This window comes from uncultured Roseibium sp. (genome assembly GCF_947494555.1).
Classification (GTDB): Bacteria; Pseudomonadota; Alphaproteobacteria; order Rhizobiales; family Stappiaceae; genus Roseibium.
On the sequence record NZ_CANLVF010000002.1, the window covers coordinates 725,283 to 741,073 of the forward strand.

General features: G+C 54.9%; 13 protein-coding genes and 1 tRNA gene. 4 read left to right on the forward strand and 10 right to left on the reverse strand.

Annotated elements, in window-relative coordinates; all coding sequences use genetic code 11:
- Positions 1-5: 5 nt before the first annotated feature.
- Positions 6-2,009, reverse strand: coding sequence for a DUF4139 domain-containing protein (locus Q0915_RS11810; RefSeq protein ID WP_299471637.1), 2,004 nt, complete (start codon positions 2,007-2,009; stop codon positions 6-8).
- 139 nt (positions 2,010-2,148) lie between these two features.
- Here Q0915_RS11810 and Q0915_RS11815 point away from each other — a divergent pair.
- Positions 2,149-2,223 (forward strand) — tRNA-Val (locus tag Q0915_RS11815).
- Positions 2,224-2,416: 193 nt separating this feature from the next.
- On the opposite strand, the gene Q0915_RS11820 is transcribed toward Q0915_RS11815, so the two are convergent.
- Both Q0915_RS11820 and Q0915_RS11825 read right to left on the reverse strand, forming a co-directional pair.
- Positions 2,417-3,040, reverse strand: a complete 624-nt coding sequence (locus Q0915_RS11820) for a hypothetical protein (protein WP_299471639.1) — start codon at positions 3,038-3,040, stop codon at positions 2,417-2,419.
- Between the two features lie 359 nt (positions 3,041-3,399).
- On the reverse strand, positions 3,400-4,182 hold the full coding sequence (locus Q0915_RS11825; RefSeq protein WP_299471641.1) for an ATP-grasp domain-containing protein: 783 nt from the start codon (positions 4,180-4,182) through the stop codon (positions 3,400-3,402).
- A 248-nt stretch (positions 4,183-4,430) separates the two neighbouring features.
- On the opposite strand from Q0915_RS11825, the gene Q0915_RS11830 reads away from it, so the two are divergent.
- Positions 4,431-6,275 carry a tetratricopeptide repeat protein gene (locus tag Q0915_RS11830; protein ID WP_299471643.1) on the forward strand — a complete coding sequence of 615 codons (1,845 nt, stop codon included), beginning with the start codon at positions 4,431-4,433 and terminating at the stop codon, positions 6,273-6,275.
- Positions 6,276-6,286: 11 nt separating this feature from the next.
- On the opposite strand, the gene Q0915_RS11835 is transcribed toward Q0915_RS11830, so the two are convergent.
- The 6 genes from Q0915_RS11835 to Q0915_RS11860 all read right to left on the reverse strand — a co-directional run bounded on the left by Q0915_RS11835 (position 6,287) and on the right by Q0915_RS11860 (position 12,106).
- Positions 6,287-7,171: a class I SAM-dependent methyltransferase gene (locus Q0915_RS11835; protein WP_299471645.1), complete on the reverse strand. Its 885-nt coding sequence runs from the start codon at positions 7,169-7,171 to the stop codon at positions 6,287-6,289.
- A 57-nt stretch (positions 7,172-7,228) separates the two neighbouring features.
- A complete protein-coding gene (locus Q0915_RS11840; RefSeq protein WP_299472319.1) occupies positions 7,229-8,404 on the reverse strand; it encodes an acylneuraminate cytidylyltransferase in 1,176 nt (391 codons plus the stop codon).
- Positions 8,405-8,444: 40 nt separating this feature from the next.
- Complete coding sequence (locus Q0915_RS11845) at positions 8,445-9,194, reverse strand: class I SAM-dependent methyltransferase (RefSeq protein WP_299471647.1); 750 nt, start codon at positions 9,192-9,194, stop codon at positions 8,445-8,447.
- Between the two features lie 69 nt (positions 9,195-9,263).
- Positions 9,264-10,127, reverse strand: coding sequence for an N-acetylneuraminate synthase family protein (locus tag Q0915_RS11850; protein WP_299471649.1), 864 nt, complete (start codon positions 10,125-10,127; stop codon positions 9,264-9,266).
- Between the two features lie 244 nt (positions 10,128-10,371).
- On the reverse strand, positions 10,372-11,184 hold the full coding sequence (locus Q0915_RS11855) for a ferredoxin--NADP reductase (protein WP_299471651.1): 813 nt from the start codon (positions 11,182-11,184) through the stop codon (positions 10,372-10,374).
- Positions 11,185-11,365: 181 nt separating this feature from the next.
- On the reverse strand, positions 11,366-12,106 hold the full coding sequence (locus Q0915_RS11860; protein WP_299471653.1) for a TylF/MycF/NovP-related O-methyltransferase: 741 nt from the start codon (positions 12,104-12,106) through the stop codon (positions 11,366-11,368).
- 339 nt (positions 12,107-12,445) lie between these two features.
- Between Q0915_RS11860 and Q0915_RS11865 the strand changes: the two genes are divergently transcribed.
- Entirely contained in the window at positions 12,446-13,480 is a 1,035-nt protein-coding gene (locus Q0915_RS11865) for a GlxA family transcriptional regulator (RefSeq protein ID WP_299471655.1), read from the forward strand.
- 47 nt (positions 13,481-13,527) lie between these two features.
- Here the strand turns inward: Q0915_RS11865 and Q0915_RS11870 are convergent, their stop codons facing one another.
- Entirely contained in the window at positions 13,528-14,298 is a 771-nt protein-coding gene (locus tag Q0915_RS11870) for a sulfite exporter TauE/SafE family protein (RefSeq protein ID WP_299471657.1), read from the reverse strand.
- A gap of 207 nt (positions 14,299-14,505) precedes the next feature.
- Here Q0915_RS11870 and Q0915_RS11875 point away from each other — a divergent pair, with 207 nt between their 5' ends.
- Positions 14,506-15,723, forward strand: coding sequence for a crosslink repair DNA glycosylase YcaQ family protein (locus Q0915_RS11875; RefSeq protein WP_299471659.1), 1,218 nt, complete (start codon positions 14,506-14,508; stop codon positions 15,721-15,723).
- Positions 15,724-15,791: the final 68 nt, after the last annotated feature.

Sequence of the window (15,791 nt, forward strand, 5' to 3'; positions counted from 1 at the left end):
CACCGTCAGAACTTCCGGATCGCTTCCGCCAGTTGTTCGCCCAGCTCCACATATTGGGCTTCCAGCGCTTCGACCGCCCGGTCCAGTTCCTCGATCCGGTTCTCTGAAGCGTCCAGTTTTGCAAGCGAACGCTTGTAGAGATCAGAACCCGCAGACAATGCAGACAGATTGGCGCGGTGACGCTGTTGGTCCTCAACCTCTTCAGCTTTGCTGCGCGCTGCGCGTTGAATGCCGGTCCTAATGCGCACGCGTTCAGCCTGAAGGCTCGCAAGTGCTCGCAACTTGTCTGCGCTCTCCCTGTCTGGGATACGGCGTACGAGGTTCAAGAGGCTCTCGTGATCTGTGTTCAAGAGAGTATACCGCTCTTCGATGGAACGCTCCATTTCAATCATTGCGGCGGCGATTTCTCCTTCAGGGACAAACACCTTCAAGCGATGATGGGTATTGGTTGAATCCAGATACTGCGGCGATGAGAAACGCCAGCTCTCTCGACGCGGATGTTCGATGATCACGTTCCTTCCGTCGTCCGGCGCTCCTTTGATGGTGTAAAGCGTTGCCGATCTTTCCGTCACGTTCACAGTTAGAAGACCACGGTTTACCTTGACCGAAGTAATCTCCTGCGTAGGCTCTGTTTCGCTCGTGACGGTGACTTTCCGGTCCGTTGCAAAGCTCGCCAAGCGAAGTTCCCCAGCCGGCATGCCACTGATTTGCGCGTCACCGACATAGCCTTCCTTGCGATCATAGACCGTGAGGATGCCTTTCGGCAGGCTGGTATCGGTCTCGTTGCGGATCATGATTGCGGCGACCGGGTGCTCACTGCCGCTTTCCGGCTGGAACACGGAAACGGACTCGGCTGAAACGACAGCGTCGACAATCGGTGCAGACAGGGTCTCGCCGTTTTCAAGATCAACCGTTTCCGGCAACGCAAAGAAGGCTGTCACCGCACCTTCTTCGGCCTGCCCCACCTGAGCAGCTGCCATTTCCGCGTCCATGGGCGCGGCCGACGCTGGCGCAGACGGCGCTGCAAACAACGCCTGGACACCGTTCCTGGCGACCTCTGCGCGTTTCACTCTCGCCTCTTCCATCAACGTCCCTGCCCCCATTGAAGGGGTCGCGCCGCTGTCTACCCGAGGCACGTAGCCGCCGGCGACATCAACCGCAACTTCCGGACGTTGCCGCCAATAAAGATCGTGCAGGCGCTGCTTCAAGGTCACCGGCGCGCCGGACGACAACGTGACACTGACGCCTTCCCAGTCCTCGCCGCTGGCATTTTCCAAAACGGCCCACGCCTGAAGGCGAGCCTCGTCATCCGGCAACATAACGACCCTGTAGGCCGTCTTCCAGATCGGTGTCGGTACAACATACGACACGGCAACCTCACGTTCGCCCTCTCCCGCAATCTTGAGAGTTACGGTCCGGGCCCCGTCGGACTTTCCACTGCCGACTGCCGACAGCGCTTTGGCAACCTTCTCGCGGATTTCAGGATCCATGAAGCGCACAACAGTGTCCGCCTCCAGATCGACGCTCACGATACTTCCCTCGCTCAGGATTGATGCGACACCGATCTGTCCCTCGTCGCCCCTGTTCAGGATGCTGACACCCATAACGAGCCCTTCAACAACTGTTCCCTCTTTTTCCAATTGTACCTGTGTCCCTTGAAGACGGGACAGCAGGGTCACCGGTGACTGGAGGTCGTTCGCTGTAAACGGCAGGTTCTTGAAAGTTTCACCCAACGGATTCGGTCCGGGTAATGACAGCCCTTCGACAACGCCTGCCTCGTCATAGACCACGATGCTTTTCAGGATGTCGTTGACCTGCTCCAGCGGCACCGTCATGGCGATTTCGCCGCTGCTGTCGATGTCGGCCTTGCGGACAATCTCCGCAAGGCCACCGGACGACAGCGTGATGCTTGTGATCGGGCCACTTTCCTCGGCCAAAGCGGCAGATGGCAAAGCAGCCGATGTCAGGAATGTGGAACAAATGGCAATTGCGGAAAAACGCAAAATCATGAAACAGGCTCCAAATTAAATTCAATGTCGGAGCGTCTTTGAAAATTGCGGCTATTGTGGGAATAAAAGCACGTGCGTCAGGCCAAAAATTCTTGCCTTTGCCATAAGTCTCTTTTAGGCACGCACCATCCAGCTGAATGGGCGATTAGCTCAGCGGGAGAGCACTCCCTTCACACGGGAGGGGTCACTGGTTCAATCCCAGTATCGCCCACCATTTTCTATTGTTCGCTGATTGCGTTGGAAAGGGTCAGACGGCGCTTTCTCGCTTCTCCTTTCGAATAGCCAAACAAAAGATCTTGAGTACACCGAGCGAGCGCACAAGCGCTGCAGACTTTTGCTACACTTGAAATGGAAAGCCCGCCAGACCAAGGCCTGACGGGCTGGAACGTTTCCTTGTTGAGGAATGTTTAGGCTGTCGTCTCCTTGCGACGGTATCCCATGTAGCCAAGAAGGCCCAAGCCACCTACGAGAAGCGGCAGAGCTGCAGGGATAGGCACCGCGGTCAGCCGAATGTCGTAGGTCGCAGCTGCACTCGGATTGTTGTTCGGCCCGTTTTGAACAGAGAACGTGTAGGGAGAACCTGCTATTCCATTGAAAATCAACGGATTGCCACCCGTAATATTTGTGCTGAACACCATCGACTGGCTTGCGCCGCTAAGATCGAGAACAAAATTTGAACTATTCCCCGTTCCACCTTCCTGAACGAAGCCGCCGGTGATCGTTCCACCGTTGTCGAGTGCGATATCTCCAAAGATGAATTCAACCCTGAAGCGGGAATTGGCTGAGAAGCTGAAGAAATCCGTCGCACCGACAATTCGTCCGTGGATGTTGATCTGACTAAATTCCGTTGCACCGAAGCCCAATGTTCCCAGGTCAAAGCCAGGAGGACCTGAGGACGAATCCGTCGGAATGGTTGGACTTGTTCCGGCAACCAGGTTTCGAACACCCTCCGTGTACCCGACCGACATAGCGCTCGCCGACCCAGTTATCATCACCGCAAGAAACGCGGCCCCAAACACCTTCTTAAACATGATAAAAATTTCCATGACAGTTAACGCATTGTTAATATGCGCATGCAATTCGTCTTACGTAAAGTCATTTCTCGCTAATTTTTCGGCGATTTAGATCAATATTTTGCGAAAACCGTCGCTAAATTCTCGATTTCGGCTCCTGACCAAACAGAAAATCTATTTCTGAGAACAGAACAACAGTTAGATCACAAACAAATTTACCGTACTTCTGAGCACAATCGGACCTAATTCGTTGGAGATTGTCTGCCATGCGAAGATATTTAACCAAAAAGATCTAAGCGCGAGGGATTTCACCGATCCTCAGCAACTCGACATCTCAAGTTGACTGGCAACGTCCGCCAACTAATACGGACTATTGTCTAACAACCAAGCGCATCAATTGCGGCTGCCAATCTGACCAGATCCGCCTCGTAAAATCCCGCTGCGTTTATGCAATTGGTTTCAAGCAGCTTCAGCCCCTCCGCGGTGCGACAGACATCAATCACATAGGCGGGTGAGTAGTCCGGATTGAGTTCCGCCATGTGCTGAGCAAACGCCAGCGCATCGTCGTCAATCTCATGCCGGTAAACGACCCTGCCGCCTTCCTTGTACAGCGAATAGGTGACGACCTCACCGCCGACAACCCAAAGCCGCCACTCCTTGAGAATGCGAACCGGTTGTGTCAGCATCAGAAGCGTATCGTGACGGAGCGATCCGACTGGAATTTCCGTTTCATGCAATCCAAGAATTTTTTCTGCTAATGATCTGATTTCCCGCTCTGTTTTAACGTTACCAGGCTCTTCCTTACTATCGTCAACCGGTCGAAGGAACCATTCTGTTTCGTTGTCCTCGAGAACTGTCGGGACGTCCTTGAGCGTAACGAAACGTGCATCTGCACCATTGAGCAAATGAGGGTGCCAAACCTTTTCGTAAACGAAAGGCCGCAGCTTGCAGACACCGGGTTTGTATCCGCACGCGCTTGCGAATTTCCAGAGAGAATAAGACCCGAAGAGAACGATGCGATCCTTGTTGGTAACCACAGGCTCAGGTACGAGGTCTCCGACAAACGGCACGACCTTGTGCCAGGAATATTCAAGGCCAAGACGATCAAGTGCTGCCGCCAGCTTTGTGGCGTCCTCAAATTCCTGAAGTATCCATTTCATCTTCCAGCGCCATTTCTCTTCCTGCTGCCGGTTACATCCTTCATTGGCAGCTCTTCTAAGGTTGCATCGGTGTCGGCGTATTCAACAAGCTCTGCAAGCCTTGCGCCCCGCTCTTTTCTGCAAAGAGAAAAATCAGCCGCTTCGGCAGACTATCCCCAAGGGATTCGCAGGGCTGCCAACGCAGACATGCTCAAGTCGACAGCCGGCTGATATGCTTGAGGGGGTGATTCCAAAGGGATTGAGCGACTATGGCGACGCAAACGGCGGCAAATCCGCTACGCGAAAAAATGATGAAGGGACTTTCCTATCAAAAGTCCGGCGAAATCGAAAAAGCGCAGCGCTGCTACAAGCAGGTTCTGAAGAAGGTTCCGAACAACGCCGATGCACTTCACCTCCTTGGCGTTACCTACCGGCAACTCGGCTATCCCAAACGCGCGGTGGAATTCATTCAAAAGGCCATAGGCGCGAACGCCAACCAGGCACCTTTCTATGCCAATCTTGCCCGGGCAATGATGGACATCGGCACCGATCCCGGGAGTCTGCTTGCTGTTTCTGAAAAGGCCCTGTCGCTAAACCCGCATGAAAAGGAGGCCTTGAACATCAAAGGCATTGCGCTGACGCGGCTTGAGCAGAGCGAGGAAGCAGAAGCAATCTTCCAGCGTCTGATCGTGGCATACCCGGATTTTGGCGATGTTTACCGGAACTACGGCATTTTGCTGCGCCAGAACAAGGACTACCCAAAGGCGCTGGTCTTTTTCCAAAAAGCTATTCAGCTCACACCCGACAATCCGCAAAACTATATCGAGCGTTCGCGCTGCCGGCAGGAATTGAAGGATTATGATGTCTCGCGCGAAGAATTGACCGAGGCACTTCGTCGATTTCCGAAAAATGCAGATCTCAAGCACGAGGCGGCCAGACTGCTTTTCTCGATTTCGCAGACGCATGTCGGGGTCACCTTTGCCGAGGAAGCCGTTGAAGACAATCCGCGGGATTTCCACCGGCTTGTCACCCTCGCCGTGCACTATCTGATGCTCGGCAGAGGTCACGAGGCAATCGAGACGTTCCTGAAAGCAAAGAAACTCGCGCCCGAAGGAGCCGCCGGGATCGACTGGAACCTGTCGCTGTCTTATCTCTCAACGGGCGATCTGATCAATGGCTGGGCCACGCACCGCGCCCGGTTCGCCGACAAGATGTCCAGCTCTCAGAGCCGGGAATTCAGCGTTCCCGAATGGGACGGTGAGGATATAAGCGACAAGACGGTGCTCGTCTGGGGCGACCAAGGGCTCGGCGATGCACTGAAATGCGGAACAATGCTCCCGGATCTCAGTGCTCTGGCCCGGAAGATCATCGTCGAGTTATCGGAAAAGGCCGTTCCACTTTACAAAAAGTCTTTTCCCGATATGGAGTTCCGGATCAAACGGCCCGACGACACAGATGCTCCGGTCGACTATGACGTTACCGCAAACATCACCGATATTGCGCGGTTCTTAAGAACAGATCTTGACCAATTCCGGAAGGCCAAGTCACCCGCTTACAGCTTCGACAAGGACAGGGCACGCAGCTTCCTCGCCCGGATCCCCGATGCGGACGAAAAACCTATCATTGGCGTCGCATGGAGATCGAAAAATCTGCAGAAATATCGCGCAAGATACTATCTTTCAGCACCCGATTTCGCTCCGGTCATCGAAGCGGTAGACGCGATCTATCTGAACCTGCAATACATGGCCATCCAAAAAGAGCTGGATTTTCTGTCGGCGAAAGCAAACGGACGCTTCACCTATTTTGAGGACGTTGATCTCTTTGACGATCTGTGTGCAGCGGCAGATCTGACCGCCATCTGCGACCTGGTCGTTTCGGCAAACACGAGTGTGGCGGACATGGCAGGAATTCTGGGAGTGCCGTGTGTACGCTTCGGACCGGTTGAGCCACCGCTATTGCTCGGCCAGTCGTCGCCGCCCTGGTATCCGAGCATGAAATACGTCTATGTCGACGAAAGCAAAAAAACGTCGGAAATCCTGCCGGAGATATTCGGTGCGATGAAGCGCGAGCTGGATGAAGTCTACCCGCATTCGCGCCTGGAAAGGCTCAAATAAGCCAATCGCGCTCAGGTTTTGCGGGCGATTGCGACCAGGGTATCTGTTGCATCGATTTTTCGAAGCGCAGCTTCATAAGCGGATCTCAATTCCGGCGTATCAAGGGCTGACAGGACACTCTTGTGCCCACCCGGCTTTCCTTGCGCGAGCCAGTTCAGGTGATTGGACAGCGGATAGCGCTGAACACCTTCGATTGCCACGTCCGTGAAACCCGCAGCGCATAGCAAACGTCTTAGGCTTTCCCTCGTATGCAACACAAGGTGCTGGCTCCAGAGTGTAAAGTCCTTGAAGGCGGAAGATTTCAAATGCGACAGCAGCACGTCGGATGCATGCGGCACTTCAAACACCGCAATCCCACCCGGTTTCAAAATTGCTGAGAGATCCGAGAGTGAAGACAATGGATCAGGCAAGTGCTCCAGAACGTGGAAAGCGAAAACGGCATCCTGGGAGTTCTCATCGATCTTCGATGCATTATCGAAACAGCGGATACCGTCTTCATCCAGCGCTGAAATGAAATCCGCCTGCAGCTCGATGCCGGTGACCTGTTCCGAAGAGCTTTCAATCTCCCGTAAAAAGGCCCCCTCGCCGCACCCGAATTCGGTAACGGTCCGCCCCGTGTAAAACTGACTGTAAGCGCCAGCCCGACGTCGCGTATCTTCACAGAGTTCGAAATCCCGGCTGCCGGCGCGCTGGAGTGTTTCCCGCCTGTAGACACCTTCCTGGTAGGTGTCGTCGCCGACATAATAGTCCCCGATATAGACTACGCCCGACTGGCTGTCCCTGTAAACGGTCAGCCCGGCGCGGTCCCTGGTCGAGGTGGCAAAAACCTCTCTGGTCTCCTCACTGGCCACACCAAGTTGCTTAAGCGTGCGGAAAATGTCTGTTTCAGTCTGCATTCAAGACGTCCTCGCACCTGTCCGTCACTTGTTCAGACATTGACCGTCTTCCACGGATTAGCCTCTGCCAAGCATGCCGCGGGAGATGAGCAATTCACCAAATTCATGCACCACTGCGGCGCCGCCGGCACTTTCAAGAACCAGGGTCGCGTTCGCCTTCACTTCGGCTGGTGCGTTGCGTGGCGCTGCACTCAATCCGCACACCTTCATGCAATCTATATCGGCAACGTCAGCGCCGATATAAGCCAATTCGGCAAAGGAGATCTCCTGCTTGGCACTCCAGTCGGACATGATCTGCAATTTATCGAAAGGGTGGTATCTGTATTCCATTCCAAGCTTGCGGGCACGCTGGGCAGCGAGGCCGTTGTCGTCCCTGTCAAGCATCAACAGCCGCACATTTCGTCCGTGCAGGCGGTCAAGACCGATTTCGTCGTAGCGGTTGCACACGATCGATTCCGTCCCGTCCCTGTTGACGAAGACCGAGTTGTCCGTATGGACACCGTCGAAGGCGGTCACCAGCGCACGCACCGGGTTCACGCTTTCTGGCGAGAGTTCACCCGTGAACTGTTCGGTTCGGATGAAGGCTTCGGCCATGTCCCAGTCCTGGGAAGTGTCGATTTCGATCCATGTCGAATCGACAGGAACCAGAATGGTCTTGCCGCAATACCGGTTGCCGGACTTCAGAAACTCCGGCACGCGCATCGCGTAGACGGCACCGTTTTCTCTGTACCGGGCGGAGATGTCTTGGCGCCTGACACGTTGCGTGCTCGGGTCGTGATTGAGCCCAACGCCCGCGCCGTCTGCTCCGATCTCCCAGTAAAAGCCATGGTCGTCGACGACAGAAATCGCGCTGGTTGCGTCCTTGTTGAGCAGCGCTTCAACGACCTGATCGACATGGTGAGCCTGCGTGAACGGCGCCGTGCACTGAAGGAAAACCAGAATGTCAGGCGGCTCACTCTGCAGTGAGGGTTCGTTTTCAAGAAGATGCACAAGCGCAGATTCCGACGTCGCTGTCGGCCCGGAAAGCTCCAGAGGCCTTGATACCGGGTGCGCGCCGTACTTGGCGGCGACCGTCAGAATCTCTTCGGAGTCGCTTGAGACGAAAACTTCGGAAACGAATCTAGATCCACGCGCCGCACGAACCGTGCGCCCAACGAGCGGGATTCCATTCAATGGCCGGATGTTCTTACCGGGTAATCCAACCGAGCCGCCGCGAGCGGGAATGGCCGCCACAATTTTCAAGCTTCATCTCCCAGCATTCAAAAGTCGGCCTTTACTCCGGTTTGCGTGCAAAAACGGTCACGAATGACCCCCAAAATGCGGGCGAGACATCCGCTTTTGCGCGAACCATTGTCTCGAAGGCTTCGGGCGAGGCAAAGCGTGTTCCAAAAAACGGATAGTCGACCTGTTCGATGCGAAAGCCCTTGTCGCGAAAAAGCCGGATCAGGCTGTCGTCGGTGAACAGGCTCACATGCGTCGGATCGTGCAATAGGCGGAAGCGGTCCTGAAACACCCGCGCGGCAGCACTGGCGAAATTAGGCGTGCCGCAGATGAAATCACCACCGGGTTTCAGGATGTCGAAAACGGTTTCCACGAACGGCACCGGTTCGTCGACATGCTCAATGACATGGTTGGCGACCACCACGTCAAAGCTGTTCTTGGCAAACGTCCCGGGCTCCAGCACGCCCTGCTTCAGCTGCGCCGAACAGCGTTCTCGACCGATTTCAACGGCGCGCGCCGAAGGGTCCAGACCGAAACAGTTATTGAGGTCTTCCACCTGCTCCAGCAATTCGCCCAGACCGAAGCCGATGTCCAGAACAGTGCCCGGCGCGCGGCGGTTAATGTAATCGGCAATGTAGCGGACATCTTCCTTGCGCGTGTCGCGTTCGGATGCGGCGTCCCTCACCTTCCCGTCGGGATCCTTTTTGACGTCCCAATAATCCTGCGGCAACGGGCGTGCAGGATAGGTCACGTAGTAGTTCTCACCCCGGTATAGCTCCAGACAACGATCAATGATCGACATTCGTGCCCTCGATTGAACTGAGCTTTGCGCGGCAGAGTTTTCGACTTTGCACGTCGTCGCGCGATCGATTTATGCAGCCTGAAGCGTGTCCTTGCGGCGCAGCTTTTCTGCAATCGGCTTTTCGTCCTCGTAAAAGCGCAGAACACCGTCGCCGCGGACAAGTTCGAAGCGGCGCACCTGTGCGACAAGATCGGCAAGCTCCTGCATTTCCAGAGATGCTTTCTGGTCGGAGCCCCAATCGGACCGGTCGAGCGTGACATGCCGCTCGACTGAGGCAGCGCCCATGGCCGCTGCGCAGACGCTCGGCAGAACGCCGTTTTCGTGGCCCGAGAAGCCGATTTCCAAATGCGGGAATGCCTTCTTGAGCGTAGCAATTCCGAGTAGGTTGATTTCGCTGTCGAGGGTCGGGTAGGTCGATGTGCAGTGATACAGGCAGGCAATGGTTCCACCCGCATTTTCAATGATTTCCACCGACCGGCGGACCATTGCAAGATCGCTCATGCCTGTGGAAACCAGCAACGGACGTCTGGTGGATGCGCAGTATTCCAGGAAATCCCTATCGGTTACCATAGCCGACGCGATCTTGAGATAGGGTGTGTCATACCCCATCAGAAAGTCGACGGATGGCTCATCCCAGGGCGAAGCAAACCAGTCAATCCCCAGCCGTGACGCCTCTCTGTGAATGGCATCGTACTCGTTCTTTCCGAACTCCAGCCCGCGCTTCAGATCGCCGTTCGTCTTTCCGAAGACATTGGCACGCGGCCGCGCCAGCTCTTCGGCCGAATAAACGATTTCAATCGTGCGCTTCTGGAACTTAACGGCGTTGCAGCCAGCCCTTTCCGACTCGCGCATCATCTGGATGGCCTTGTCGATGTCGCCGTTATGATTGATGCCGATTTCAGCAATCATGTATGTTCCATTTTCGGAGATCATGGCATGGCACCTTACTGTTTCACCCGCGCCGGATCGCAACACGCGCCGGTCTTACGAATTTCCATATAAACTCTTGCCACCGCTGGTCAGACCTGTCCACCCGACAGCCTGTATCAGCCACAGAAGCCGCGTGCTTTCTTTGGAAAACCCCAATTTATGTATGAAAATCAAAAGAAGGCCCGCAGATACTGCGGACCTTCATTATTTAAGCTTGAAAAAGGAATGATTTGCTGCCGGAGGCGACTCAGCCGACGAACGCCCGCTCGACAACAAACTCGGCCGGCTTGTTGTTCGCACCCTCGGTAAGGCCCGCCTCTTCAAGCAACGCTTTCGTGTCCTTGATCATGTCCATGGATCCGCAGATCATGCCACGGTCGACCGCGGGATCCAACGGCGGGACACCGAGATCCTCAAACAGTTTGCCCGATTTGATCAGATCGGTAATCCGGCCCTTACGTGGGAAATCCTCACGGGTCACAGACGTATAGTGAACCAGTTTGTCCTTTGCGAACTCGCCTATCAGGGGATCATTGATAGTCGCCTCGACAAGGTCCTCGCCGTATTTGAGCTCGGCAACCTCACGGCATGTATGCGTCAGAATAACCTGATCGAACTTCTCGTATGTGTCCGGATCACGGATGAGGCTCGCAAACGGTGCGATGCCCGTTCCTGTCGAGAACATGTAGACCCGCTTGCCCGGAACAAGCGCATCGTTGACAAGTGTTCCGGTCGGCTTCTTCTTCATCAAGATGGCATCGCCAGGCTGGATTGTCTGAAGATGCGACGTAAGAGGTCCGTCAGGCACCTTGATGGAAAAGAACTCGAGCTCTTCATCCCAAGCGGGGCTTGCGATGGAATAGGCCCTGTAGAGCGGTTTTCCGTCGATCATCAGACCGATCATGACAAATTCGCCCGAGCGGAAGCGAAAACTTGCCGGACGTGTCATCCGGAAGCGGAACAGGCGGTCCGTGTAATGCTGGACGGTTTTCACTTCTTCGACAAAGACGCCGGCGGGCGCAGCGGCTTCGAGGTCTGATGGTTTGGCAAGTACATTCATGTCTGCTGGATTCCGTGAGTCATCGCGCATTGGGAGTTATGCTCCATGTAGACCACGCACTCTTTGACTTGAAGCAACTCAGACCCACAAAATGACCGGCGAACAAAAAAATCATTCTACAAAAACCCTGAAATAGAGGCGATTGGCAGAATTCGTTTTCAGGATTGCCGCCAGACCCAGATTATTCGACCTGAAAATAGCTCACCCAGGGGTCGTAGTAAAACTTCTTCAGCGCCACCTTTCCGATCGCGACCTTCTGCTTAAGAGCAATGGTTTCCCCCTGCCATTTTTTGCTGTTGATCTCGTCGAGCGCGACAATACCGCCCTTCGGAACAAGAGGCAGAAGGTGATCGAGTGCAACGCGAGTCGGTTCGTAGATGTCAAAATCTAGGTAGAGAAGAGCAATGATGAGATGCGGATTGTCTTCAACGAATTCCGGAATGGTGTCGAGAGCGTCGCCTTTCACCAAGTCCATCTTCGGAATATGCGCGACGGCGCGATTCCTGTCCTGCAATTCGTGCCACTTGCGAAGCTCGTCGTAGTTCGTATCGGCGAAATCCGATTCACTCAGATTGCTGTCGTCTTTGGACGACAGGCTCCTAAAGCCTTCGAACGTGTCGAACCCGATGATTTTACGGTTGAAGTTGTACGGCTCGAGAATGGTAGACAGGTGATAATAGAGGAACAGGGAGTTCGCCTTGTGCACGCCGCATTCGACGATCGCCCCTTGCACTTCCAGAACTTTCCTGAAGAGGTCCATGCGCGTCAGCGAACTCGTGACCGTCTGCCTCTCGGCATAAACAAAAGGTGCGGCTGCGACATCATGTGACGGCGTCGATGACAACAGTTCGTCGCGCTGCTCGGCATAGCTTTTTTCAGATTCGGACCATTTCGAGCCCGAAAGTTCGGTCTTGGATTTCATCCGTGCCCCCGGCGGGAAATTTCCTGCGAATCCAGCTTTATCAAAGTTACCCGCCCACTCCCAGAAGATCTTGCCCGAAATACCCAGAACAGCCGTCAGCCAACAGGTATCGGAGCCGCATTTCGGACCCAGCCAGGAGAGAAATTCGGGTTTGTATGCAGGTCCGATTACTTTGTTCGCATCTGCACAATGGAATGGCAGGAATCCGCTTCCAATTATGACAATTTCGAGAAGTTGCTTGGCGATATATTTTTTTATTTGACAGACAAATACAAAATGCAAAAATTACTGAAATATCAAAAACAAAGCATAATAATACCTTCCAATGAGGTAAAGTAAATGTCCGGACGCACGCACGAAGAAACAGGCCAATCCATAGCATTTGTGCTCATGGACAGGTTCTCTATGAATGCATTCGCCAGCGTCATAGAGCCACTTCGATTAGCAAATCGACTTCTTGGCCGCGAGTATTACAAGTGGACTACTTATTCCCTTGATGGAAATTCAGTTGTGGCCAGCAACGGCTGCGATGTCATGGTGAATAAATCTATTCGAGAACTTATTGATGCTGACATTACACTTTTGTGTACTGGCATCGATGTCGAACGACTCCCGCTCGACACGGATCTCGGCAACAAGCTGCGCCGCCTGAATGCCATGGGCCGGACGTTCGGCGCCATTTGCACCGGTGCTTACCTGCTTGCACGCTACAATCTTTTGGATGGGCGCCGCTGCACCATTCACTGGGAAAATCTCCGGTCGCTTCGTGAGGAATATCCGGACGTTGAGGTTACGTCTGATATCTTCGCGATCGACAGGAACTGCATCACCTGCGCCGGCGGCATGGCATCGCTGGATATGATGCTTCGACTGATTGCCATTCAGCATGGTGCCTATCTCGCCCACGAGGTGGCCGAAGTCGCCCTTTACCAGAACATGCGCTCTGGTGAGTCGGCGCAGCGCCATGATATCGAGGCGCGCACCGGCATTTCGAATGCAAAGATCCTGGATGCGATCCGGATCATGGATCTGCATATCGAGGACCCGCTCAGCTGCCAGCAACTGGCAATGACCGTTAGCCTGTCGCCGCGCCAACTGGAGCGCCTGTTCCGGCGGCATTTCAACTGCACGCCGGGCCAGTACTATCTGCGTCTACGGCTTGAAACCGCACGGGATCTGTTGCGCCGGACAAGTCGTCCGGTCCTGGATGTCGCACTCGCCTGCGGCTTCGCATCCACCTCACACTTCACCAAGTGCTACCGCGAACGGTTCCTGTGCACCCCGACCGAGGAACGCCAGTCCTATCAGTGGGCGAATACCAAGACGACCTCGGGCGTCGGAACGGCAACACCCATGCGGCTTGTGGCGAAGTAACGAGGACAGAAGTCCGGCTATTAAAGCGCCGCCCTCGGGCGGCGTTTTCATTGGACCAGCCGCCAGAGACCGAGCGGAACCAGATAGAGCCCGAGACCAAGGATTGCGAGCTGAATCAGTCTGCGAAAGGCTGCTTCCGAAACACGGCGGCGAATCCGCTGGCCAACCCAGACACCCGAAAGGGCTGGCACGACAAGCACCAGCGAAGCAAACGTTTCGCGGCCGCTCATAAGTCCGTAGCCACCAAGGGAAACACCAAGACCAATCGTTGACAGCAGAAACAATAGGCCCATCGCCTGAATGAAAGCGTCTCTCGGCAACCCGAGTGCCTGGAGGTACATGACCCCCGGAACCGTGAACGCCCCCGTCAGTCCCGAGAAGAAGCCATTGAGAAGTCCCGCCAAAATCCCAATGGGCGTGACATGTTTTTCATTTAGCGTCAGGGACAGGCCCAAAAGCATCGGGACCGCGTAGGCCACCATGAGCAGGCCAAGAATGAGATCCGCCGTCCCTTCCTGCACTCTTGTAAGAATGAACGTGCCGAGCCCGAGGGTCACGACAGCCGTCGTCAGAAAAGGCCAGAGACGCCTCAGGAGCGGTTTCAGATTTCCACCGGAGAGCGCCTGCCAGACGTTGGTCAGGAATGCGGGCCAGAGGATCAGCAACATCGCTTTTTCAACGCCAACAAAAATGGTCATCAAAGAAAGCCCGATCAACGGCAGGCCGAAACCGACCAGGCCCTTGACGAGCCCGGCAAAGACAAACGCAAATCCGGCGATTACCAGGAGATCCGGGCTCAAGCCCAATACGTCACTCAAACCCGCGTCCTGTTTTCATTCGTCATGCACTTCCGACCATTTCTTTAAATCAAACCAAACATTCCTTGCACCACAAAGCCTTACAGCCCTTCCATTTTCTGAACCAGTGCCAAGGCGGTGGCGCAGATCGCAACCAGGTTCAGAACGCTCGCAATATCACTCGCAAAGCGGATTTCGACTCACCTGCGATAATGCTACGGTCGCTTCATGGCAGCATCTTCCCTTCCGCGACTTTCCAATGCACAAGCGCGCCGTCTCTTCCTTCACAAACACGGCCTCTGCCTTCACCCTAAGGGCAGCGGCAAGAGTGAGGATCTGTCCGCGGTAATCGGGCAACTCGGCTTCGTTCAGGTCGACAGCATCAACACGGTTGCGCGCGCGCATCACATGATCCTCGCGGCGCGGCGTCCCGCTTACAAGGAAAAGAACCTCAAGCTGCTCCTTGAGCGCGACAGACATCTGTTCGAGCACTGGACGCATGATGCGGCAATCATCCCGACGGAGTTCTTTTCGCACTGGCAACTTCGCTTCAACAGAGACCGTGAAAAGCTGATCCAGCGCTGGCGTAACTGGCACCAAAACGAGTTTGAGGCAAAACTTGATGAGGTCCTCAAACGGATCAGCGATACTGGTCCTGTTACATCTGCCAGCGTTGGTGAAGATGAAACCCGCAGTTCGGGCGGCTGGTGGGAATGGCACCCTTCCAAGACCGCGCTGGAGTTTTTGTGGCGCACCGGCGCGTTATCCGTCTGCCGTCGCAACGGGTTTCAGAAGGTCTATGACCTGACCGAACGCGTCATTCCCGAAGAACACCGCACGCGCGACCACTCAGCGGAAGAAACCATTGACTGGGCCGCCCGCTCCGCGCTCGACCGGCTCGGATTTGCCACTTCCGGGGAGATTGCAGCATTTTGGGACCTGATTTCACCTCAGGAAGCAAAGGACTGGTGCCAGGACGCCCTTCAGGAAGGCCTCATCACCGAAGTGGAAATCGAGTGCGAAGGCGGAGCATTCCGAAAAGTCTTTCTCTATCCGGAAACACTCGAAAACATTGAGGAGGTTCCGGAGCCGCCATCGAGAGTGCGCATCCTGTCCCCTTTCGACCCGGCACTTCGAGACCGCAAGCGAGCAGAACGGCTGTTCGGCTTTTCCTATCGTATCGAAATTTTCGTGCCGGAGGCAAAACGGCAATACGGTTACTATGTCTTTCCGGTGATGGAAGGCGACAGACTGATCGGGCGGATCGATATGAAAGCGCATCGATCGGATGACCGCCTTCAGGTGCGCGCCTTCTGGCCTGAAAGAGGCGTCCGATCCAGCAAGGGGCGTTTTTCGAAGCTGGAGGCTGAACTTTGCAGGATGGCCCGGTTCAGCGGATGCTCAAACGTTTGTTTCGACAAGGACTGGGTGCGGGAGGCGGTCTGAGAGCCGAGGCGCTGATCTCGCGCAAGTTTCCGGGAAACGTCCAAGGACCATTAGGCAAATTCAACCTG

What these genes read in the sequence shown, in the direction of transcription:
- Q0915_RS11825 (WP_299471641.1), bottom strand. Translation starts at nt 4,182, where the DNA reads ATGAAATGGATACTTCAGGAATTTGAGGACGCCACAAAGCTGGCGGCA.
- Q0915_RS11810 (WP_299471637.1), bottom strand. Translation starts at nt 2,009, where the DNA reads ATGATTTTGCGTTTTTCCGCAATTGCCATTTGTTCCACATTCCTGACA.
- Q0915_RS11855 (WP_299471651.1), bottom strand. Translation starts at nt 11,184, where the DNA reads ATGAATGTACTTGCCAAACCATCAGACCTCGAAGCCGCTGCGCCCGCC.
- Q0915_RS11830 (WP_299471643.1), top strand. Translation starts at nt 4,431, where the DNA reads ATGGCGACGCAAACGGCGGCAAATCCGCTACGCGAAAAAATGATGAAG.
- Q0915_RS11875 (WP_299471659.1), top strand. Translation starts at nt 14,506, where the DNA reads ATGGCAGCATCTTCCCTTCCGCGACTTTCCAATGCACAAGCGCGCCGT.
- Q0915_RS11850 (WP_299471649.1), bottom strand. Translation starts at nt 10,127, where the DNA reads ATGATCTCCGAAAATGGAACATACATGATTGCTGAAATCGGCATCAAT.
- Q0915_RS11835 (WP_299471645.1), bottom strand. Translation starts at nt 7,171, where the DNA reads ATGCAGACTGAAACAGACATTTTCCGCACGCTTAAGCAACTTGGTGTG.
- Q0915_RS11865 (WP_299471655.1), top strand. Translation starts at nt 12,446, where the DNA reads ATGTCCGGACGCACGCACGAAGAAACAGGCCAATCCATAGCATTTGTG.
- Q0915_RS11820 (WP_299471639.1), bottom strand. Translation starts at nt 3,040, where the DNA reads ATGTTTAAGAAGGTGTTTGGGGCCGCGTTTCTTGCGGTGATGATAACT.
- Q0915_RS11845 (WP_299471647.1), bottom strand. Translation starts at nt 9,194, where the DNA reads ATGTCGATCATTGATCGTTGTCTGGAGCTATACCGGGGTGAGAACTAC.
- Q0915_RS11860 (WP_299471653.1), bottom strand. Translation starts at nt 12,106, where the DNA reads ATGAAATCCAAGACCGAACTTTCGGGCTCGAAATGGTCCGAATCTGAA.